At 66.9% G+C, this 19,281-nt stretch carries 22 protein-coding genes and 1 pseudogene; 8 read left to right on the forward strand and 15 right to left on the reverse strand.

The window, feature by feature from the left end:
• Positions 1 to 571 precede the first annotated feature (571 nt).
• Both ABD808_RS03195 and ABD808_RS03200 read left to right on the forward strand, forming a co-directional pair.
• The gene (locus tag ABD808_RS03195) at positions 572 to 1,120 is read left to right on the forward strand and encodes a hypothetical protein (RefSeq protein ID WP_344889316.1); all 549 of its coding nucleotides are present in this window, start codon (positions 572 to 574) and stop codon (positions 1,118 to 1,120) included.
• Between the two features lie 206 nt (positions 1,121 to 1,326).
• A complete protein-coding gene (locus ABD808_RS03200) occupies positions 1,327 to 1,899 on the forward strand; it encodes a hypothetical protein (RefSeq protein WP_344889319.1) in 573 nt (190 codons plus the stop codon).
• Positions 1,900 to 1,928: 29 nt separating this feature from the next.
• On the opposite strand, the gene ABD808_RS03205 is transcribed toward ABD808_RS03200, so the two are convergent.
• The 4 genes from ABD808_RS03205 to ABD808_RS03220 all read right to left on the reverse strand — a co-directional run bounded on the left by ABD808_RS03205 (position 1,929) and on the right by ABD808_RS03220 (position 5,101).
• Positions 1,929 to 2,951, reverse strand: a complete 1,023-nt coding sequence (locus ABD808_RS03205; protein WP_344889322.1) for a WXG100 family type VII secretion target — start codon at positions 2,949 to 2,951, stop codon at positions 1,929 to 1,931.
• Between the two features lie 36 nt (positions 2,952 to 2,987).
• Positions 2,988 to 3,347: a hypothetical protein gene (locus tag ABD808_RS03210; RefSeq protein ID WP_344889325.1), complete on the reverse strand. Its 360-nt coding sequence runs from the start codon at positions 3,345 to 3,347 to the stop codon at positions 2,988 to 2,990.
• Entirely contained in the window at positions 3,344 to 3,733 is a 390-nt protein-coding gene (locus tag ABD808_RS03215; RefSeq protein WP_344889328.1) for a YbaB/EbfC family nucleoid-associated protein, read from the reverse strand. The genes ABD808_RS03210 and ABD808_RS03215 overlap by 4 nt, the downstream gene beginning before the upstream one ends.
• Before the next feature lie 384 nt (positions 3,734 to 4,117).
• Positions 4,118 to 5,101 (reverse strand): GlxA family transcriptional regulator, encoded by a 984-nt coding sequence (locus ABD808_RS03220; RefSeq protein ID WP_344889331.1) that lies wholly within the window; start codon positions 5,099 to 5,101, stop codon positions 4,118 to 4,120.
• Positions 5,102 to 5,172: 71 nt separating this feature from the next.
• On the opposite strand from ABD808_RS03220, the gene ABD808_RS03225 reads away from it, so the two are divergent.
• Together ABD808_RS03225 and ABD808_RS03230 are read left to right on the forward strand one after the other, a co-directional pair.
• Complete coding sequence (locus ABD808_RS03225) at positions 5,173 to 5,496, forward strand: cupin domain-containing protein (protein WP_344889334.1); 324 nt, start codon at positions 5,173 to 5,175, stop codon at positions 5,494 to 5,496.
• Positions 5,497 to 5,526: 30 nt separating this feature from the next.
• A complete protein-coding gene (locus ABD808_RS03230) occupies positions 5,527 to 5,901 on the forward strand; it encodes a VOC family protein (RefSeq protein ID WP_344889337.1) in 375 nt (124 codons plus the stop codon).
• A 333-nt stretch (positions 5,902 to 6,234) separates the two neighbouring features.
• Here ABD808_RS03230 and ABD808_RS03235 read toward each other — a convergent pair whose 3' ends face one another.
• A complete protein-coding gene (locus tag ABD808_RS03235; RefSeq protein ID WP_344889340.1) occupies positions 6,235 to 6,621 on the reverse strand; it encodes an ATP-binding protein in 387 nt (128 codons plus the stop codon).
• Positions 6,622 to 6,784: 163 nt separating this feature from the next.
• Between ABD808_RS03235 and ABD808_RS03240 the strand changes: the two genes are divergently transcribed.
• Positions 6,785 to 7,600 carry a helix-turn-helix domain-containing protein gene (locus tag ABD808_RS03240; protein ID WP_344889343.1) on the forward strand — a complete coding sequence of 272 codons (816 nt, stop codon included), beginning with the start codon at positions 6,785 to 6,787 and terminating at the stop codon, positions 7,598 to 7,600.
• On the forward strand, positions 7,591 to 7,776 hold the full coding sequence (locus ABD808_RS03245; RefSeq protein WP_344889346.1) for a DUF397 domain-containing protein: 186 nt from the start codon (positions 7,591 to 7,593) through the stop codon (positions 7,774 to 7,776). The genes ABD808_RS03240 and ABD808_RS03245 overlap by 10 nt, the downstream gene beginning before the upstream one ends.
• Positions 7,777 to 7,879: 103 nt before the next feature.
• On the opposite strand, the gene ABD808_RS03250 is transcribed toward ABD808_RS03245, so the two are convergent.
• The 4 genes and pseudogenes from ABD808_RS03250 to ABD808_RS03265 all read right to left on the reverse strand — a co-directional run bounded on the left by ABD808_RS03250 (position 7,880) and on the right by ABD808_RS03265 (position 11,108).
• Positions 7,880 to 8,620, reverse strand: a complete 741-nt coding sequence (locus ABD808_RS03250; protein ID WP_344889349.1) for a hypothetical protein — start codon at positions 8,618 to 8,620, stop codon at positions 7,880 to 7,882.
• Positions 8,621 to 9,214: 594 nt separating this feature from the next.
• Positions 9,215 to 9,631, reverse strand: a pseudogene (locus ABD808_RS03255) (RidA family protein).
• 258 nt (positions 9,632 to 9,889) lie between these two features.
• Positions 9,890 to 10,225, reverse strand: coding sequence for a hypothetical protein (locus tag ABD808_RS03260; protein ID WP_344889352.1), 336 nt, complete (start codon positions 10,223 to 10,225; stop codon positions 9,890 to 9,892).
• 250 nt (positions 10,226 to 10,475) lie between these two features.
• Positions 10,476 to 11,108: a TetR/AcrR family transcriptional regulator gene (locus ABD808_RS03265; protein WP_344889355.1), complete on the reverse strand. Its 633-nt coding sequence runs from the start codon at positions 11,106 to 11,108 to the stop codon at positions 10,476 to 10,478.
• Between the two features lie 84 nt (positions 11,109 to 11,192).
• On the opposite strand from ABD808_RS03265, the gene ABD808_RS03270 reads away from it, so the two are divergent.
• The gene (locus tag ABD808_RS03270; protein WP_344889358.1) at positions 11,193 to 11,654 is read left to right on the forward strand and encodes a nuclear transport factor 2 family protein; all 462 of its coding nucleotides are present in this window, start codon (positions 11,193 to 11,195) and stop codon (positions 11,652 to 11,654) included.
• Between the two features lies 1 nt (position 11,655).
• Here ABD808_RS03270 and ABD808_RS03275 read toward each other — a convergent pair whose 3' ends face one another.
• Positions 11,656 to 12,138, reverse strand: a complete 483-nt coding sequence (locus ABD808_RS03275; protein ID WP_344889360.1) for an Lrp/AsnC family transcriptional regulator — start codon at positions 12,136 to 12,138, stop codon at positions 11,656 to 11,658.
• Between the two features lie 103 nt (positions 12,139 to 12,241).
• Between ABD808_RS03275 and ABD808_RS03280 the strand changes: the two genes are divergently transcribed.
• Positions 12,242 to 15,652: an indolepyruvate ferredoxin oxidoreductase family protein gene (locus ABD808_RS03280; RefSeq protein WP_344889363.1), complete on the forward strand. Its 3,411-nt coding sequence runs from the start codon at positions 12,242 to 12,244 to the stop codon at positions 15,650 to 15,652.
• Positions 15,653 to 16,034: 382 nt separating this feature from the next.
• Here the strand turns inward: ABD808_RS03280 and ABD808_RS03285 are convergent, their stop codons facing one another.
• The 5 genes from ABD808_RS03285 to ABD808_RS03305 all read right to left on the reverse strand — a co-directional run bounded on the left by ABD808_RS03285 (position 16,035) and on the right by ABD808_RS03305 (position 19,279).
• Positions 16,035 to 16,880, reverse strand: coding sequence for a transporter substrate-binding domain-containing protein (locus ABD808_RS03285; protein WP_344889366.1), 846 nt, complete (start codon positions 16,878 to 16,880; stop codon positions 16,035 to 16,037).
• 93 nt (positions 16,881 to 16,973) lie between these two features.
• Complete coding sequence (locus tag ABD808_RS03290) at positions 16,974 to 17,996, reverse strand: sulfotransferase family protein (protein WP_344889369.1); 1,023 nt, start codon at positions 17,994 to 17,996, stop codon at positions 16,974 to 16,976.
• An 84-nt stretch (positions 17,997 to 18,080) separates the two neighbouring features.
• The gene (locus tag ABD808_RS03295; protein ID WP_344889371.1) at positions 18,081 to 18,599 is read right to left on the reverse strand and encodes a DUF892 family protein; all 519 of its coding nucleotides are present in this window, start codon (positions 18,597 to 18,599) and stop codon (positions 18,081 to 18,083) included.
• 13 nt (positions 18,600 to 18,612) lie between these two features.
• The gene (locus ABD808_RS03300; protein ID WP_344889374.1) at positions 18,613 to 18,756 is read right to left on the reverse strand and encodes a hypothetical protein; all 144 of its coding nucleotides are present in this window, start codon (positions 18,754 to 18,756) and stop codon (positions 18,613 to 18,615) included.
• Positions 18,757 to 18,814: 58 nt separating this feature from the next.
• Positions 18,815 to 19,279 carry a DUF6084 family protein gene (locus ABD808_RS03305; RefSeq protein WP_344889377.1) on the reverse strand — a complete coding sequence of 155 codons (465 nt, stop codon included), beginning with the start codon at positions 19,277 to 19,279 and terminating at the stop codon, positions 18,815 to 18,817.
• Between the last annotated feature and the right edge of the window lie 2 nt (positions 19,280 to 19,281).

The raw sequence follows: 19,281 nt of genomic DNA on the forward strand, positions 1-19,281 counted from the left end.
CAAAACCCCCATCACCCCCCACCAGGCCCCCTCAACGCCAGCCAAGGCAGCGCTGCACCCAGCACCCCAAGCAGCAGCCCCACGCCCACGCCGGACGGCGGCGACCTGGCACCTGAACATCGCGGTGCACACATCCCCGGCGCACCCACCCGCCCCCCGGCCGGACGAGCCCACAGCCAGAAGATCAGCACGTGCCCTAGCAAGAGCGCCCCTAGACCCAGATGCCACGGCCCACCCCGAGCTGCGTCGACCACCGTCCACACCTCATGGGCCTCGACGCGAACGGCCCGTCCTCGCACTGATCGCACCAAGCCGCCCCCCGAGCCGCATGCCCCCTGAACCAGACGGACCAGAAGCCAAGCCGTCGGATCCCTCCAAGTCATGGCGGCCGCCGCAACAGCTCGTCCCGTCCCGACCAGATCCCAACTCATCAGCTAATGGCATTTTTCCATGGACAAACCGCACATTTTGCGAAAGAGGAAGCAGTCTGTAAGCTCGCCTCGTCCCACGCCAAGCAAGCGAGTTGAAGCCGCCTCCCGACGGCAGCCTCAAACCCGAAAGCTGAGCCATCATGAACGGGAAACAGAACGCACGGAAACGTACCCGCCGACGCCGCCGATTAACCCTCCTCCTGGAGCGTCCCCCGAAGGCCATCAAGATCATCTGCGCAATCCCCGCCTTCGTCTTCATGCTGGAAGCAGGAATGGCCAGCCTCGCACTGCTAAACAACGGCAGGGAAACGATCACCGGGGGCACGGCCATCGTTCGCACGTGCACAAGAGACCTGGCGACCGGCTGGCTCATGTACCGCTGCAATCTGGAAGGCGTCGACGACACCCCCATCGGTTCGACGCTCCCCAGGGCCGGTCAGGTCAAGACCTTCACCCGTCTCCGTGGCTCGATCGACTTCGAGATCCGCGAGACCGGCAGAAGTAAGGCAGGACGGGGCTATGTGACGGTCAAGGCGGGGACGCCGAGGCATTCGGTGCTGGTGCAAGCGGTGGCGGTGGTTTCGGTCTCGTTCGCGTCCTTCTTCGCTGTGTTCATCCCGCTCCTGCGCCTACCAAGGCTCGCCGCGCGAGCCATCCGACCACACTCCACCTCGCAGCCGGACCCCTAAAGAACGAACCGAGTGTTCAGTTCTGCTGTCGCCCTCTCCTCCCCGAGGCGAAGCCCCCCAGAAAGGCGGCGCTGACTCCTGCAAGCTGGCCGCCGCTCTAGCCTCGCCACGCCCTGAAGCGGCACCCTAAACTAATGAACCGGCAAGCCTCTTTATGTTTCAGTTTCCCCGAGTACACTCGCTCCGTATTCTTCATCCCGGGTCGGGTGAGCAGTCGCATGCCCGGCCATCGCATGGGCCGAAACGAGGAGATCGACCACGCCATGAAGCTCTGGAATGCAAAGAGTCGCCGCCGAATCGCGCGTCACTTAGAGCGGCCATCGAAGATCGTTAAGGTGATCTGCGCGGTCCCGGGCATCCTGCTGGCAATGGAGATCGGCTTCGGTGGGATGGCGCTGCTGAACAATGGTAGGGAGACCGTGACCACGGGCCTCGCTACCGTCCACACATGCAGCAGAAATCCGCTGACGGGCTGGGTTATGTACCGGTGTGATCTCGAAGACGCGAACGGCAAGCCGATCGACACGGGCATCTATCAGGTCGACACGCTCAAGGCGTTCAGACCCCCGCACGGTAGAATCGTCTACGAAATCCGTAAGACCCCGGGAGCCAAGGGCACGACCAGCTACATCGCCGTGGAGATGGGGACATCCCGGCACTCCTTCTTCCTGCTGTTGCTGGTGGTCCCACTCGTCTTCGCCGCCTACATCGCCATGCAAGTCGCCCTGTCGCGTCTCCTCCGTCTGACTGCGACGGCGGTCCGCCCCCAGTCGAACTGAGCCTGTCAGAGGCGGCAGATCTCCGCGTCTCAGGGGCCGGGCCGGGTGTTGAGTTTCTGGGTAATCTCTTCGGTGGTCGGGACGTGACTGGGGTCGTCCTCTCCCCCCTGAGCAACGCCGCCCGCGCCTTTGATACCGCTGGCGGCGACAGGTGCATGCCAGTCGTAGGCTTTCTTAAATGGAAGTGGGGCTCCGTTACGTCCGCCCAGCGCGGTACGGGCTTCGCGGCCGCTCTCCACAAGCCCCCGGCCGATCCCGCCCGGCCCGAGAGCGGTGTTACCGCCTTTGCCCGTGAGCTTCCAGAAGGACTTGGCCTTCATGTCCTTGAGTGCCTTCATGACCTTGGCGAGGACGGCCTGGAGCTTACGGATGATCGCCATGACCTTCTGCATGATCCGGGCGCCGCGCGAGGTGGCGACCGCCGCCTCTCCGGCGGTTGCGGCTCCCGCTGCCGCCTCCGAGGCGCCCAGCGTCGGGATCGCCGCCGCCTGCGCGGCCAGCCAGGTGATGATCAACCATTCCACGAACTGCGAGATCAGGTCCTTGATGGCCGACATCGCCGTGTCCATCAGCGCCGCGCTGAGCGCGAGGATGGCCTCGATGTTCCCGATCTCGTTGGCCGTGTCGCGGGTCCCCTCGATGAATGCGTCGAGCCGTTGCTTGGCGGCGGTGCTGGCCGGCCCCGCCCAGGTGGCGAGGTCGGTCTGGAGGGTCGAACTCATCTCGTCGGCCAGCTTCACCAGGTCCTTCTGGGCCGCCTGCCATTGCTTGCGGTGGTCGCCGATGGCGTCGGCGTCCCCGGTCACCCAGGTCAACATGTCATGCAGCGGCTTGATCCAGTCGATGAGGAAACCGACCCCGGCGCCGATCAGCGCACCGAGCGGATCCAGGTACGTGAACATGCCCGTGACACCGAGGTCAGCGATGTCCGCGCCGATTGAGGCATAGTCGCCCTGCCCGAGGTGCTCGAAGCCGTTTGTTAACTGCCCTGCAATTGGGGTGTTCTTTATGGCCGTCTTAAACGCGTTGTCGCCAAATAACTCATGCCCCATGCGATGGATCCTTTCTGAGACTGGGTGGACGCCGGGCTAGGCGGGACCCATGACGAGTGGTTCGGGTAGGTCCTGCTCAAGCTTCCGGAGCTTGCCGAGGATCGCCTCGTTCGCTGCGGCGTAGGTGCGCGCGGTCTGGGTCATCGCCTTCTCCGCGTCCGCGAGGAACTTGGCGATCATGTCGATGTGGTCACAGACACTCTCGGCGGTCTCCTTGTAGTTCACCGAGAACGCGATACCGACGGCTCCCCACTCGTGGCCGCTGACGGATTTCGCCGCGTCGGCGGAGGCTTTGATGCTCTTCGCCTTGTCACTGAAGGCGTCCAGGTGCGTCGCCGCGGTCAGTAGCCGCTGGGGGTCGTGCCGGGTCTCGGTTCCACCGCCGCCCTGGCTCATCGGCCGCCCTTCCCGGACGTGTCGTCGGTGCCGGACAGGTCGGGCAGTTGCGCCCGCACCATCCCGATGACGTCGACGGACGGGGCCAGCGGCTGGACCCGCTCGGCCATTCGCTGCGCGACGTCCGCGCTCGCCTGCGCGATCGTCGCCATGAGCAACCCGGACAGCCGCTGGGGGCCGTGCCGCAGCGCCCGGTCGGTCAGTGTGATGTCGGTGACCGACCCGCCGGGCGCGACCGTAACTGTGACCGAATGGTCATCGGACTGCGCAGTGCCGGTCATTTCGCTCAGATCGTCGCGAAGCTGCTGGTATTCGCGTATCCGCTGCTGCGCGTCCGTGGCGAGACGTTCGAGAGCATCTTCCGGAGATTCCGGTAACTTGGTCATTCCGTCAAGATTCCTAACAACGACGCCGACTGGACTGTTAGCCACCCTAAGGCATGCTGAATCAGATCCACAGGATGATCGATGAGATTGGCGGCGAACGGCCCTGCACGGACCTTCCGGTGCAGGTGGCGGGAATTTCTGCTGATCACTTGCCGCACATGCCAAGGGCGGGCGCCGGTGCGTTTCCCAGGCTTCGCGACGCTATCTGCCGACAGGCGCGCCGCGGTCGAGCCGCAACCACGTCAGCGGCAACGAGAACGGATCATCAGGGCAGTCACCCAGGTGGTCTCCACCGCCCGCCGCCTGCGTGGGCCTGCCGGAGGCGGTTAGCGGGGATGACGGCGCTCATTGGTTGCGTCCCGGCTGAGGGCGACGTTGGGCTGCTCATGGTCTGGCGCGTGTCGGGACCGTTGGGGGTTCCGAGGGCTCGGCGCGGAATGTGCGGCGGTAGGCGCCGGGGGTTGTGCCGAGGGCGTCGAGGAAGCGTCTGCGGAGGTTGGTGGCGGAGGAGAGTCCGACACGTCGGGCGACCGCGTCCAGGGGCAGGTCGGACGATTCCAGGACGTCGCGGGCCGCGGTGATCCGTTGGGCGAGTAGCCATTGGCCCGGGCTGGTGCCTAGTTGCTCGGCGAAACGTCGGGCCAGGGTGCGACCGGAGACGCCCACGTGGGCGGCGATGTCGTCGATGGTCACCGGGTCGCCGAGCCTCTTGATGATCCACTCCAGCAGTGGGGCGAGCGTGCCGTCGATCTGGGCGGGGCCCGGGGACGCGAAGTACTGCGCCTGGCCGCCCTCGCGGTGGGGCGGCATGACCATGGTCCGTGCGATGTGCGCCGCGTATCGGGCGCCCTGGTCGGCTCGGACCAGGTGCATGCACAGGTCGAAGCCCGCTCCGGCGCCTGCGCTGGTGGCGACGTCGCCGTGGTCCACGTACAGGACGTCTGGCTCGACCTGGATATTCGGGAAGCGTGCGGCGAAGTCATCCACCTGTGCCCAGTGGGTGGTCGCGCGACGACCGTCCAGTAGACCGGCGTGTGCCAGCGCGAAGGCACCGGAACAGATGCTGACCACCCGGGCCCCACGAGAATGCGCCTCTCGCAGTCCTTGGACGACGGCGTCCGAGGGTGGATCTCCGGTCGGCAACCAGCCCGGAATGACCACGGTGTCCGCGCGGTCGAGCGCGTCCAGCCCATCGGCCACGAGCATGTCGTATCCGGCGAGCGTCCCGACGACCCCTGGACGCTCGGAGCACACGCTGAACCCGTACCGCGTGTGAAGCCCTGACCGCTCGACACCGAACACCTGGGCCGCGCAGGCGAGTTCGAAGGTCGACTGCGGCGGACGAACCAGTGCCACCACCTGATGCATGTCAGAAAAGTACCGCATGATGTCTTTCTTGACACTCGGCAGCGATACCCGTCGCCCGCCAGGCTGGTCTTATGTCGACTCACACCGCCTACGCATGGTCCGCCGTCCAGGACGCCCCTGTCCGTGAGCTGTTTCCTGGCATCCGCCTACGCCCGCTCTGGAGCGGCGACAACGGCGCCAAGGCGCACGTACTGGAAATGGACGCGAACACTCACTGGGAGGGGATCGACGTCCATGAGCCGGGCCCCGAGGAGGTCTTCGTGGTATCCGGGACCTTCAACGACGGCGAACGGGACTACCCGGCGGGCTCCTTCATCCACGCCCCCGCCGGTTCGTCCCACATCCCGCAGACGACGACCGGCTGCACCCTGTTCCTCTTCTACCCCGAAGGCTAGGCCGCGCCCGGCGGGCCTAGAGTGTTGATCATGGCATGTCGCATTTCCGAACTGGTCATTGATTGCCGGGACCCGCAGACGCTCGCGGCGTTCTGGGGCGAAGTTCTGGGGTTCAGCGTCGTGGGGACCGAGGACGACGGCTCCGTGGAGATCGGGCCGCCGGAGGGCTTCGGCGGCCCGCAGCCGACCCTGCTCTTCAGTCTCAGCACCGATCCCAGGCCGGGCAAGCTTCCGCTGCACATCGACGTCAACCCCACCGACCGGGACCAGGACGCCGAACTCCAGCGCCTGCTGGACATCGGCGCCCGCCCGGCCGACGTCGGACAGACCGGCGAAGAGAGCTGGCACGTCCTGGCCGACCCGGAGGGCAACGAATTCTGCCTCCTCCGAGCCCGCCTCACCTGACGCCTGCGCGCGGCTTGGTCCTGTCCATGCGATCCCGCAGAACGTCATCAAGAACGTTCGCCACTTGGACGGCCGCGTAACACGGGTAGTGGATGGACGGCCAAACTTGGTAGACCCACCGTCCACCGACCCTTTTCGCCGTGACGCACAGTGCGGCGTCCTCCGCGCCCTTGCAAAAAACCCACACCGCTGGGGGCGACTCTACGTAGACCTTGAGATGCGACCAACCACGCTCACGCATCGCATGGGCCAGTACATCCAAATACCATTCCGCGGTGGCGTGCCCATGCCGGACACGCCACCACCTCATCGCGCCGGACCAACGCGCCACCTTCACTTGTCGAGCCGCGCCCACGTCACCTTCCCGCCATTGGCCAGCGGCCGGACGCCCCAGTCCTGGACGAGCATCGACATCATGAGCAGCCCCCGCCCCGACTCCGCCGTGTCACCCTCATCCCGCACGACCGGTACCTGGTCGGACCCGTCCTCCACCTCCACCACCGGACACCCCCCGTCCAGCAGAAGCCGCACCACAAATGTTTCCGTTTTGGTGTGCTTGAGGACGTTCGTCACCAATTCCGTGACGACAACCCGTCCGACGTAGTCGTCGCCAAGCAACCGCTTACGAAAAACCCTGCCGAGCCAGTTCCGCGCTATTGCCGGTGCGCGTTCGGAGGATTCGAGTGAGATCGCCCCTACAGCCCAACGTGTTTCGATCATGAAAAGACCCCCAGATTCTTCTTCACGCGAAATCCGGTGGTCGAATCATCGCCCTTGTGTCACGCTATGCATTGAGAAAGCCACGATGAGTGGTCATGATCTTTTCCTTCACGGCGAACGCCGGTCATGAAGAGGTCATTGCCGGTCATTCACAAAGGGAGGGATGATGGGCCAGCGCCCGAACGACCTACGCCCCTGGGATTCGCCGAACGCGCTCTTCGGCTCCGAACTGCGCCGCTACCGTGAGGCCGCGGAGCTGAGCATCGCCGCGTTCTGCGAGCTCATCCAGGAGATCGCCCCCTACGGCAAGAGCACGATCAGTTCCGTCGAGCGCGGCGAGACACGCCCCAACCGGCTCCTCGCCATCCACGCCGACCGCGTCCTCGATACCCGCGAGGCCCTCACCCACCTCTGGGACGGCCTGTTCAAGGGCACCAACGTCGTCCCCGAGTGGTTCACAGACTGGGCCACCCAAGAGCCGACGTTCGACGCCATCCGGAGCTACCAGCCTCTGGTCGTCCCCGGTCTGCTCCAAACCCCCGCCTACGCCGCCCACCTTCTCGACGATGACGAAGCCGCCATCGAGGCCCGTCTCGCCCGACAGGAGATCCTCAAGAGGCCAACACCACCGCACCTGATGTACGTGATGGACGAGAGCGTCCTCCATCGCGGCACCATGGACCCCCAGGTGATGCGCGACCAGCTCAACCACCTCCTGGTCGTCTCCTCCCGCCTCACCCGCGTCCAGATCGTCCCGCTCCGCCTTCATGAGGGCATCGGTGGGGCCTTCGCCATCGGGACGCTTCCGGATGGGACGGAGGTAGGGTACAAAGACAACGCGTTCAATGGCGACACGACCACCGACCGGCTCGAAACCAAACGACTCACTGAGCTGTTCGCGTCCATTCAGTCGGCCGCCTACCCTGTGGACCAGTCCCTCGACCTGATAGCAAAGGTGGCAAAGGAAAAATGGACCTGAGCACCGCCAGGTGGCGCAAGTCCAGCCGCAGCTCAAACAACGGCGGCGACTGCGTCGAACTCGCACGCATCAATGACACCGTCGCCATCCGCGACAGCAAGAACCCCCACGGACCCAAGCTCCTCCTCACCCCCCACCAACTCCACCACCTCACCCAAAGCATCAAGAACGCCTGACGTCGAAAATGAAATGATCCCCTCTTGCCGAGAGGGGATCATTTCTGTCACTGCCGAACCAATCCACATTTCCGCAGCAATAGCTGAGATGGGCGAGCCTCCTCTACCGGTAGCAGTACCAGAGTCCGCCCTCTTTACGAGCTTCGATATCGCGCTTCTGATACTGCCAGCCACAGGCGAGACTCAGATCAAGTTTCACCTTGCAGACCCACGTCTGTTGCCCGTTTACGTTCGCGTTGACATCTGTGCTGGTCGGGAACCGGTTTCGACAGAAGCCGCGCATGTCCCTGATCCCACCAAGAGGTTTCTTGGACTCCTGGCATACCCCACTGTAGGGCCCCGAATTCATGACCAGCCTGAGGCCCGTCTTCTGGTACTGCCAGTCGCAGGCCTGGTTCAGAGCTATGTTCCAGGAACAGGCGTCGGCATCGTTCGTGGTGAATCCGTAGGTCCGGCAGTAGCCCGCCAGATCCAGCCCTCCGACCCTCTGGTCCTTGATGAGCTTGCTCGGATCAGCGAAGATCCACACCACCGCCACGACCGCCCCCAGCAGGACCACCGCCAGCGTGATTTTGGGTAGCCGATCTCTCCAGGGCCGCCACTGGAGACCCGGAATCGAAGTCGCGATCCGATCAAGGAATCCGGCGGCGACGGCGGTGAACGCGAACACCAGGGTGAAAAGGATCACCGTGCCGAGGAAGACCAGCCAGCCCACCATCCCGTCGGGCGGCAGGTCATTCGGCACAAGAGCCTCGCCCAGGACGGTGCACAGGCCGATGAAGGCGGCCAGCATGAACGCCAGGATGTAATGGCGGATCCCGGACTCTTGATCTTCTTCGGCCACCCCGACCTCCTTGCCCTGTGCCCCCGTGCCCCGCCCAAATCGTCCCGCATCCGACGCTAGCCCGAGGCGATCCGGAAGACTACGGGAACGATAGTGGCAGCTCAATGCCGCCCGCCTCCCCTGCGACGAAAGCGTGACCACACTATTCGCTGGCCCAGGACACGAGAGCCGTAGAATCCCTGCACCAAGTACCATGAGGAAGCGCTGAACGGGGTGCCACATCTGGCCCCGTCCATCATGAAGATGCGCCAATTCGGTCACCCGAAACAAGCGTTATTGCTGCCTACCGAAACCCCATCCACACCACAATCGCCGCACAACCCGGATCTCACCAGCCCGGCTACGGCTACTCGTACTCACCACCGAAGTCATCGTGGACTATGCACCAGCTCGTGACCTGGATGATTGATTCCAAGGGTCGCCTGCGCGCGTGTCCTTCGACGCTGAAGCCAGTCGTTGTGTCATTCAATCCAGTCGACCGGCGGTTCATGTAATGAGCCGAAGGGCGGCAACGCTCACAGAGGCAGGTTCATCGTTGCCAGAGCCTCTTCCGGCCCACGGCCATGCTCGGCCGCCAGGTGATATCGGCGGGTCTCAAGAATCGAGTACGGCGGCGACGGCCTCGATCTCGACGAGTTGGTCCTTGTAGCCGAGCACGGTGACACCCATCAGAGTGCTCGGGACGTCGTGATCGCCGAACGAGTCCCGGACCACCTCCCAGGCAGCCCCCAGATCCTCCTGCCGGGTTGACGCGACGAGGACCCTTGTACTGATGACGTCCTGGAGTGACGCACCGGAGTCGGTGAGGGCGACCCGCATGTTCTCGATGGCCTTCGCTGCCTAGCCCGCATAGTCCCCGACAGCTGCCGTAGAGCCGTCGGCGTTCAGCGGGCACGCCCCGGCGAGGAAGATCAGACGTGACTCGGCGGGTGCCGTGGCCGCGTAGGCGTACTCCGCGACGTCGAAGAGGGAGTCGGAGCGGATCAAGGTGATGGCACGAGCCACGGTCATCACGTCCTTTCGCGTCGGGCGTGGAGTACAGACATCCTGCCCACGCCGCGTTTACTCCCGCATCCACTTTTCTTCGCCGACCCACCACGCAGGGCTTCGGCGGAGACCGACCGTGGGGCGACTGCGTCGAACTCGCGTGTATCAACGACATCGTCGCCGTCCACGACAGCAAGAACCCCTACAGAGTCGAAGTCCGGTGTCGTCGCCTGCCGGTATGGGACCGGCATCACTTCGTAAGGGCGTCACTTCGTGGAGGTCTCAGTCGTCTTCGGTAGTCCAGCCGCTGTCGAGGCAACGCAGCAGTTCGGCGATGCCCTTGCGGCTAGCTGTCGCGGAATCGTCGACAAGCCGCCGCAACGCTGGCGCCGCCTCGCGGACCTGACGCATGATCCCTTCAGTGACCTCGACGGGGCCGGTCACCGGGTCCAGGTATGTCGGGTGCTCCGCCTCCGGCTTGAAGCATCCCCACCAGTCCAGCAATGCGGCCAGCGCGTAATCACGCGGTTCGCCGGGCCGTTCCTTGATTACCCGGAGAAACACAGCCGCTGCCGGGACGGCGGCCGGCCACAGGGTGCCCGCGTGATCGTTGCTCACCACATGCTGTATATCCACGACTGCTTTCGCGGCCCGGCGTGGAGTTTCCGCAGCCGCCAAGAGCTTTATCGCTGCGGCAGCGTGTGCGGGCTGGTACCAAATCGGTCCTGAGATCTGCGTCCAGTCTGTCTCTAACACGTCAGAACATTCTCCTCAGCAGGCGCCAATCGATTCGGGTGCCAGTCAGGCGTGGCGCGCGGTCGCGTCCAGAGACGTAGTGGCGGGGACGGCCGGATGAGCCAAGGTTCACTCAGGTTTCCGCGAGCGAGGAGTCTATGGCTGATTTGGGGTGAGCGCATGTCGATTTTGGCTGGTGGTCAGGGTGCTTGAGGAGGGACGCGGCGGCCTTGCGGGCGTGGTTGGCGGGGGCCGGGTCGCCGCTGATCCCGGCCGTCACGATGGCTCCTTCGGCGAGGAGACGCACCGGTTCGGCCAGTGGCAGGCCGGTGGCGTGGACCCAGGTCGCGATCTGGTCGTGAAACGCCTGTTTGTGTGACCGGACCTCGGCCAGTACCGCGTCGGACGACGAGCCCAGCTCGCCGAAGACGTTGATCCACGCGCAGCCGCGGAAGCCGGGTTCCGCGAACCAGGCGGCGAGCCAGTCGAAGATCGCCAGTACTCGGTCGCGGGGGTCGGGGACCTGCTCGACGTGGTCGGCCAGGGCCTTCCTCCAGCGCTGGTCACGGCGCCTGAGCATCGCGACCACGAGGGCTTCCTTCGTCGGGAAGAACCGGTAGATCCGCTTCAGGGGCAGGCCTGACGCGGTGCGGAGTTCGTCCATTCCGACGGCCTGGACGCCTCGTTCGTAGAAGAGCCGCTCCGCCGCGTCGAGCAGTGCCTCGCGATCCAGACGGTTCCGCTCATCGCTGATCGGGCCTGGCACGGGTGGCTCCTTGACGTCGAGAACGATCGTTCTCTATCTTAGGCCACATCGGTAGAGAACGACCGTTCTCCATGGGAGGCTTCGATGGCCGAGGATCGTCCGCCATACCCGCCGTTCACGCGGGAGACGGCGCTGGAGAAGGTGCAGGCGGCTGAGGACGCCTGGAACACGCGCGATCCGCGGCGGGTGGCGCTCGCCTACACGCCGGACTCGACGTGGCGGAACCGGGGCACGGTCGTCAATGGGCGTGAGGAGATCGTCGCGTTCCTGACGGCGAAATGGGAGCGGGAGTTGGACTACGCGCTGCGGAAGAGTCTGTGGGGGTTTCGCGAGAATCGGATGGCCGTCCGCTTCCAGTACGAGTCCCGGGACGTGGAAGGGCAGTGGTGGCGCAGCTACGGCAACGAGTTGTGGGAGTTCGACGAGCACGGGCTGATGCGGCGTCGGGAGGCCAGCATCAACGACGTCGCCATTCGTGAGGACGAGCGGCGCATCCATGGTCCTCGGCCGAAGGACGAGCGGGGGCTTGAGCTTCCGATCTGGTGAGCTATTTGTTGCGGGCCCGTTCTTCCTCGTCCGCTAGGAGCGGGTCCACGCGGAACGGGACCTGGTGGGTGAGGACGATCGACGTGGTGCTGCGGCGGACGCCGGGGCAGGCCAGAATCGCGTCGATCACCTCGTGGAGTTGTTTGCCGTTCGGGGCGACAGCGCGGACGAGAAGGTCGCCCTGGCCGGTGATGCCGAAGACCTCCAGGACGCGGGGAATGGCGGCGAGAGCGGCGGCGGCCTCACGTAGGCGTCCTTGCGCGACTTCCAGGGTGACGAACGCGGTCAGTTCGAAACCGAGGGCGCCGAGGTCGACCTCACGGCCGCGATGTCCGATGATCCCGTCACGTTCGAGGCGTTCGACTCGGGCGTGGGCGGTGTTGCGGGCGATGCCCAGTTTGGCCGCCAGTTCGGTGACGCCTATGCGGGGCTGTTCGACCAGGCGGCGGAGGATCCGCAGGTCGAGGAGGGTTGCGCGGGTCACAGTGCTCAGCTCCGGGTGGTGAGGTCGGTGTTGGTTGAGCAATCCGCTCAAATGTTTCCGTCTCATCTTGCACCGCGCTCAACGGGGTGGGCTCAATGCGGGGATGAGCACAACGGCTTCCCCGATTCGTGACCGCCTGGAGCTGGAGCGAGGCCGGATCGCGATCGGTGGCGTGCACGCGCTCGTCCGGCTGCTGCTCGATCAGCGGCGCGCGGACATTCGGCGCGGGTGGACGACCGCCGGATTCGTGTCCGGGTATCGGGGTTCGCCGTTGGGCGGGCTCGACCAGCAGTTGATGCGGGACGCGCGGCTGCTGGAAGCCCATGACATCCGGTTCGTGCCAGGGGTGAACGAGGAGTTGGCGGCCACGGCGGTTTACGGGTCGCAGCTCGTCGAGCATCTGCCGGGGCCGAAGTTCGAGGGTGTTTTCGGGCTTTGGTACGGCAAGGCGCCCGGCGTGGACCGCTCCTTGGACGCCTTCAAACACGGCAACTGGCTCGGCACCTCGGAGCGGGGCGGGGTACTCGCGGTGGTGGGCGACGACCCGTCCTGCAAATCGTCGACACTGCCGTCGGCGACGGAAGGCGCGCTCGCGGAGGCGTTCATGCCGGTGCTCGTCCCCGCGTCGGTGAATGATGTTTTGCGGCTGGGGCGGTACGGGTTCGAAATGTCCCGGTTCAGTGGGGCCTGGACGGGGTTCAAGGTCGTCACCGATGTCGCCGACTCCCATGAGGTCGTGGACGTCGAGCCTGTTAAAGGGCTGGTGGTTCCCGAGTTCGAGTGGCGGGGGCGTCCGTGGCGGCCTACGCGAAGCGCGGGCGTCGATCTCAAAAGCACCACGTCTCTGGAGGGGGAGGTTCTGGAGGGGCGGCTGCGGGCCGCGACCGCCTACGCCGCGGCGAACGACCTGGATCGTGTCGAGGGGGCGACGGGCGAGGCGGTCATCGGGCTGGTCGCCACCGGGCGGACCTACCTGGAGCTGCGCGAGGCCCTCGACCGGCTGGGGCTGGACGACGCGGCGCTGGAGCGGCGGGGCGTTCGGCTTCTGCGGCTCGCGATGATCTATCCGTTGGACGCCGGGAAGGTGCGGGAGTTCGCGCACGGACTCCGCGAGATCGTGGTGGTGGAGGAGAAGCGGGCGTTCATCGAGACGCAGATCAGGGATGTTCTGTATGAGGTGGATGACCGTCCTGCCGTATTCGGTAAGGGTGGACTTGTTCCTGTCGATGGGGTGCTCGACGCGGACGGGATCGTCAGGGTGCTGGCCGCTTTCCTCGCCGAACGGGTTGGGAAAGAGCATCTTGACCTGCGTGATTCCGTGCTTCAGCCACGCAAGCCTGCGGTGAACCTGCTTGCTACGGCGCGGACTCCCTTCTTTTGTTCGGGCTGCCCGCACAACCGGTCCACTGTTGTACCGGACGGGTCGGTCGCGGCGAGTGGAATCGGCTGCCATGTGATGACCGTGTTCACCGACCGGAGCATCGGCACGACGCAAATGGGCGGCGAAGGCGCGATGTGGGTCGGGGCGGCGCCGTTCAGCGACACCCGGCACATGTTCCAGAACCTCGGGGACGGGACGTTCTTCCATTCGGGGAGCCTCGCCGTCCGGCAGGCCGTCGCGGCGGGCACCAACATCACGTTCAAGATCCTTTACAACGCGGCCGTGGCGATGACGGGCGGGCAGGTCGCCGACGGCGGCTCCGATCCGGCGGCGATCACCCGGATGCTGCACGCCGAGGGCGTCGCGAAGATCGTGGTGGTGGCGGACGACCCGTCCCGCTACCCGCGCGGGATGGACTGGGCGCCGGGCGTCCGGGTCCGGCACCGCGATGATCTCGACGCCGTCCAGCGGGAGCTGCGCGAGGTGCCGGGCGTGACCGTGCTGCTGTACGACCAGGCGTGCGCGGCGGAGACACGGCGCAAACGCAAGCGCGGACTCGTCCCGGATCCGGCGACCCGTGTGCTGATCAACGAGGCGGTGTGCGAGGGCTGCGGCGACTGCGGGGTGAAGTCGAACTGCCTGAGCGTGGAGCCGGTCGAGACGGAGTTCGGACGCAAGACGCAGATCAACCAGACGTCCTGCAACAAGGACTATTCGTGCGTGGACGGCGACTGTCCCTCGTTCGTCACGGTCGTTCCGGGCGAGCGGCGGGCTCCCGTGGCGGCGCCGCCGAAGATCGACGTGGTGGCCGAGCCCGAGGTCAGGCCCCGGTCGGCGGACGTGCTGCTCGTCGGCATCGGCGGGACCGGGGTGGTGACGGTCAACCAGGTCCTGGCCATGGCCGCGCTCCTGGACGGGCTGCACGCCCGCGCGCTCGACCAGACGGGGCTGAGCCAGAAGGCGGGGGCGGTGGTGTCGCATCTGCGGATCGGCGACGTGCGCCGGGACCGTCCCGGCATGGTCGGCGCGGGCGGCGCCGACGCCTACCTCGTGTTCGACTCGGTGGCGGGAACGTCCGAAACGAACCTGCGCCGCTGCGCGTCCGGCCGCACCGCTGCGGTCGTGTCGACCAGCGAGGTCCCCACCGGACGGATGATCACCGACACGGGCGCGTCGCTGCCGCCGAGCGCGTCGCTGGTCAGACGGATCGCCGACCGGACCGCGCCCGGACGACTCGTCGCGCTCGACGCCCTCGGGCTCGCCGAACGTTGGTTCGGCAGCACCACCACGGCCAACTTCATCGCGGTCGGCGCCGCCTACCAGTCGGGGCTGCTGCCGATGTCGGCGGACGCGATCGAGGAGGCGCTCGCGCTGAACGGCGTCCAGGTGGAGACGAACGTCCAGGCGTTCCGCGCGGGTCGACGACTCGTCCTCGAACCCGACATGGACGCCGAACCGGCGCCGCCTTCCGATGCGGACGACGGTTTGGACCGCGTGTTGAAGACCCGGCTGCCCGCATTGGCCGCGTACCAGAACAATGCGCTGGCGCGGCGCTATCTGGACGTGGTGAAACGGGTCGCGGAGGCCGAGCGCGCCTCGGGCGGAGGCGGGGGCGGGGAGCGTCTCGCGGTCGCCGTCGCGCGCAACCTGTACAAGTTGATGGCCTACAAGGACGAGTACGAGGTCGCGCGCCTGCATCTCGACCCCGAGTTCGGACGGCGCGTAGAGGAGCAGTTCGGACGCGCGGCGACCGTGCGCTACATGCTGCACCCGCCGCTGCTGCGGGCGGTCGGGCTCGACCGAAAGATCGCACTCGGCCGAACGGCCCGCCCCGCGTTCCACGTGCTGCGCGCGATGCGACGGCTACGCGGCACCCCTCTCGACCCGTTCGGCGCGACCGCACAACGCCGCGCCGAACGCCGACTGGTCGCGGACTACCTGAAGATCGTGGACGAGCTGGTCGCCGGACTCGGCAACGGCGATCGACTCGACCTCGCAGTCCAGATCGCGGAGTTGCCGGACATGGTCCGCGGCTACGAGGACATCAAGACCACGAACATCGCACGCTACGAAGAACGACTCCGCGAACTACTGACCGCTTGGCGCACCAAGACGCCCACCGCCACCGTCTAACCGCCGCCGCCTGACCACCGTCCGCTGACGGCTGCCCGCTGGCTGCTGGCCATGGACGGCAGACCGCCGCCGCCTGACCACTGACGGCTGACGGCTGACGGTCGGGCAGCTCAAGCGACCCAGGATGGGACGATCTGGCCCAGGTGGAACTGGCTCAACCAGGCTGTGTCAACGCGACCAGGCGGGGACGGGACGAGCTGCTCGGGCGTCCCGTCGCGGTGAAGCTGCTGGTCACGGCGCGCGCCGACCTGCGGGAGGCGTTCCAGGAGGGCGTCAACCGCGCTGCGGGCCTGTCACATCCCGCGCTGTCTCCCGGGTTGCGGAGCGGTTGGGCCGGGTGTTGGTCACGATCCAGGCGTGATCCCGGGGGGCGGGGGTTGGGTCAGTCGCAGCCCTCGAACTGGGGGATCTCGATGATCGACAGGTCGAGTCCGGTGCCGCCGAACCATTTGCGCATCAGCGCGGCGGCCGTCCCGTCCTGGTACATGCTGGTGATGGCGCGGTTGAGGGACTCGCAGCCGTCCGGGTCGCCCTGCTGGATTCCGATGCCGGTGTTCTGCTCGCTGATCCGGGCGTTCACCAGGCGGAACCCGCTGCCCTCACGCCGGATCAGGCCCGCCAGGATCACGTCGTTCGTCGTGATGGCGTCCACCCGGCGCGCCTTGATCATGGCCATGCACTCGTCGTAGTCCCTGGCCGGGACGATCTGCGCGGTCATCCCGTGGATCGCGAGGAGACGTTTGGTCGGGTCCGCTCCCTCGACGGCGCAGAACTTGCGTCCCTTGAGGTCCCGGACGCCCTTGATCCCGCGTTCGTCCGACCGGACGAGGACATCCTGGTACGACATGTAGTACGGGCCCGCGTAGGCGATCTTGGTCTTGCGTTCGGGGGTGACCGACAGGGTCGCGAGCACCATGTCGGCGCGTCTGGACGTCAGCAGCGGTATCCGCTCCGATGCCAGCGCCGGGACGAACCGGACCTTCTTCTCAAGGCGCTTGCCGACATAGCGCGCCACGTCGATGTCGAAGCCCTCGAACTGTCCGTCCGGACGGCGCAGCCCGAGACCGGGCAGGTCCGGCCGCACCCCGACCACCAGCGTGGACTTGTCGACGAGCGACTCCGTCCCGCCCTGCCCGCATGCCGACAGGAGCCCGACCGCCAGGACGCCCGCCGCCAGAGTCCGGCAGAGGATGCTCCGCGACCATGTGCGACCTACTCGACTATCCACACATTCCGCGCAATTCCTCACGGCGTAACCATAGATCGTCAAGGCGACGCGGGGCACCGGCGAGGGGCGGGTCACAGGGCGAGCGGCGGGGCGTCAGGGGTTGTTCGGGTGGCCGGAGACCCGGGCTGGGCCTGCGAGCAGGGAGACGACGGGGTTTGGTTCTCTGGTCTGTGCGAGGCGGTCCATGGCCGCGTGGGCATGGCGTGAGCGCCAGCGGTGGGCTGCTGTTCGGTGGAATCTGGCGAGGTGCGCGGCGGCTGGGCGCGGCGTTCCGGCCAGTTCGTAGCCGTGGTCGACCAGGCGCGTTGCGAGGACGTGTTCGACCAGGTCCCCCTCCCAGGTCCGCAGACGGTCTCGCCAGGCCCCGACGGCGCGGGTGTTTGGGGCCTCGTGTGTGCGGAGGTGCCATTTGCGGCTGGACGGCACCGTCCGGCGGGCGTGCTCGTACGCCCTGGTCATCTCGGGGTCGTACTCCTCGCCGAGGAACGCGCACAGTTTCACCAGCGTGGCCTCGGGGTCGGCGACGAGGTCCTCGTACCGGAACTCGTGGAACGTGCGGGGGCCGAGGCGGGCGGCGAGCGTCCGCCCGGTGTCGACCGCCTCCCGCCAGGTCAGCGCGGCGGCGTAGATGTCGCCGGTGAACCACGGCATCCGCATCAGGGAGCTCACCGCGTCCCGGCCGTCGCGGACGAGGTGGACGAACTGCGCGTCCGGAAACATTCGCCGCAGCATCGTCACCCGGCGAAAGTAGCTCGGACGCTTGTCGCCCCAGCGCGGCTTGCCGTGCCGCCGCGCGTAGGAGCGGAAGACGATCGCCAGCGCGGACCCGAGCGTCGGCGGGCCGTGCACGATCTCCTCGATCACGTCCTCGGCGTCCAGTTCGAGGACCCTGAACTTCGTGTCCCCGCCCCGGGTGATCCACTCGGCGAGCGCCCGCCGGTTCTCCGCACGCTCCAGATCGCCGAACCGGTGCCGCGCCTCATATGACGTGTGCACGAACCGCGTCTCGGACGGGAACGCGATATGCCGGTGCGAATGCAGCATCTGCTGCAACAGCGTCGTTCCCGACCGAGGACATCCGAGAACGAAGATCGGGCGGCTGATCTGCGAAGTCATGGGCCGCGAAGGTACCCGCGCCCCCTGAGGCGAACCGCAAGGCGACGTCAACACAAGCTGAAGATTCGCCCGCGCGAGGCAGGGTCAGGACGCGTTCGGCGGCGGCGGGACGTCCGTGACGCCGTGCTGCCTGAGCGACATGTCCACGGCGAGGTCCCACCGGTCGGACAGGGCACGCGACATCAGCTGCGCGTCGTCGCACATCGCGGCCGCGGCCCGCACCGTCTCCAGGTCACCGGCGCGTTCGGCGACGCGCCGCAGCATCTCCCCGGCGGCGATCTGGAGGTGGACGGCGACGTAGGCGTCCCGCATGTGCTTGCCCACGGGGTCGCGGCGGCTGCGTCCGAGCCCTCCCTCGGCGACCGCCGCGAACAGCATCCCCGCGTCCCGGACGATGGACGGCCCGGCCCCGTGCGCCCGCAGCCGTTCCTCGATCGCCCGCGTGTGGGACCGGGACCGCTCGGCGTAATGGCCGAGCGGCCCGCACATCTCCGGTTCGTTCGCCGCGGTGGTCAGCATCTCGCTGAGGGCGGCCTGCACATGCTGCTGCAACGCGTGCGCGTCCTTCAGATAGCCGACCACCTGCCGGTCGATCGTCGTCATGCGCGAATCCCGGTCACGCGGACCTTCTCGCGGCCCTGCCCGCGCGCCTGCGGCGCAGCGACGGCATCTCCTTGACGGCCACGGCGAGCACGGCGAACGCCAGTAGCGCGATCATCAGCCGGAGCAGGCCGGGTCCCATACGGACTCCCTTTCTCATTTCTCACTCCCTCCCCTGTCCCGTTCGCGGACGGCCGGACGGTCCTGTCCGGCCACGTTCAGGCGGTCGGTTCCTCCCGAAGGATCCCGACCTCGCGGCGCCCGTCGCGGACCATCAGGTCGCGCCAGGCCCGCGCGGGCAACAGCGCGGTCGTCTCGTGCCGCCAGGGGGCCTGCCCGGTGTGCCGGGTTCCGTCACCGGCGGGATAGAAGACTGTGCCGTCGAACGCCAGGCCGAGGGGGACGGCGTCGTCGTGCGGCGCGTGCCCGTCCCAACGGTCGTGGCCGCGCGGCACCGCGAACGTCACCTCCGTCCGGCCCCGGAACGTCGGCACGGTCGCCCCCGCCCTTGCCCAGGTCGGGCCGGACGGCGCGATGGTCACGGTCGTGGTGAGCAGGACGCACTGGACGGGCCCGCCGTCCAGCCGCCGCAGCGCGACCCGCAGGTCGAGGGTCGGCGTCACGGCGGACGTCCCGGCCTCGATCCCCACGAGCTCCACGCCGAGCTCCGGCGGCCCGTTCATGA

Origin of the sequence: Actinomadura meridiana, assembly GCF_039537545.1 — a bacterium.
Taxonomy (GTDB): domain Bacteria; phylum Actinomycetota; class Actinomycetes; order Streptosporangiales; family Streptosporangiaceae; genus Spirillospora; species Spirillospora meridiana.

What these genes read in the sequence shown, in the direction of transcription:
- ABD808_RS03300 (WP_344889374.1), bottom strand. Translation starts at nt 18,756, where the DNA reads ATGAGAAAGGGAGTCCGTATGGGACCCGGCCTGCTCCGGCTGATGATC.
- ABD808_RS03295 (WP_344889371.1), bottom strand. Translation starts at nt 18,599, where the DNA reads ATGACGACGATCGACCGGCAGGTGGTCGGCTATCTGAAGGACGCGCAC.
- ABD808_RS03280 (WP_344889363.1), top strand. Translation starts at nt 12,242, where the DNA reads ATGAGCACAACGGCTTCCCCGATTCGTGACCGCCTGGAGCTGGAGCGA.
- ABD808_RS03230 (WP_344889337.1), top strand. Translation starts at nt 5,527, where the DNA reads ATGGCATGTCGCATTTCCGAACTGGTCATTGATTGCCGGGACCCGCAG.
- ABD808_RS03305 (WP_344889377.1), bottom strand. Translation starts at nt 19,279, where the DNA reads ATGAACGGGCCGCCGGAGCTCGGCGTGGAGCTCGTGGGGATCGAGGCC.
- ABD808_RS03195 (WP_344889316.1), top strand. Translation starts at nt 572, where the DNA reads ATGAACGGGAAACAGAACGCACGGAAACGTACCCGCCGACGCCGCCGA.
- ABD808_RS03215 (WP_344889328.1), bottom strand. Translation starts at nt 3,733, where the DNA reads ATGACCAAGTTACCGGAATCTCCGGAAGATGCTCTCGAACGTCTCGCC.
- ABD808_RS03240 (WP_344889343.1), top strand. Translation starts at nt 6,785, where the DNA reads ATGATGGGCCAGCGCCCGAACGACCTACGCCCCTGGGATTCGCCGAAC.
- ABD808_RS03290 (WP_344889369.1), bottom strand. Translation starts at nt 17,996, where the DNA reads ATGACTTCGCAGATCAGCCGCCCGATCTTCGTTCTCGGATGTCCTCGG.
- ABD808_RS03220 (WP_344889331.1), bottom strand. Translation starts at nt 5,101, where the DNA reads ATGCATCAGGTGGTGGCACTGGTTCGTCCGCCGCAGTCGACCTTCGAA.
- ABD808_RS03245 (WP_344889346.1), top strand. Translation starts at nt 7,591, where the DNA reads ATGGACCTGAGCACCGCCAGGTGGCGCAAGTCCAGCCGCAGCTCAAAC.
- ABD808_RS03235 (WP_344889340.1), bottom strand. Translation starts at nt 6,621, where the DNA reads ATGATCGAAACACGTTGGGCTGTAGGGGCGATCTCACTCGAATCCTCC.
- ABD808_RS03205 (WP_344889322.1), bottom strand. Translation starts at nt 2,951, where the DNA reads ATGGGGCATGAGTTATTTGGCGACAACGCGTTTAAGACGGCCATAAAG.
- ABD808_RS03270 (WP_344889358.1), top strand. Translation starts at nt 11,193, where the DNA reads ATGGCCGAGGATCGTCCGCCATACCCGCCGTTCACGCGGGAGACGGCG.
- ABD808_RS03225 (WP_344889334.1), top strand. Translation starts at nt 5,173, where the DNA reads ATGTCGACTCACACCGCCTACGCATGGTCCGCCGTCCAGGACGCCCCT.
- ABD808_RS03210 (WP_344889325.1), bottom strand. Translation starts at nt 3,347, where the DNA reads ATGAGCCAGGGCGGCGGTGGAACCGAGACCCGGCACGACCCCCAGCGG.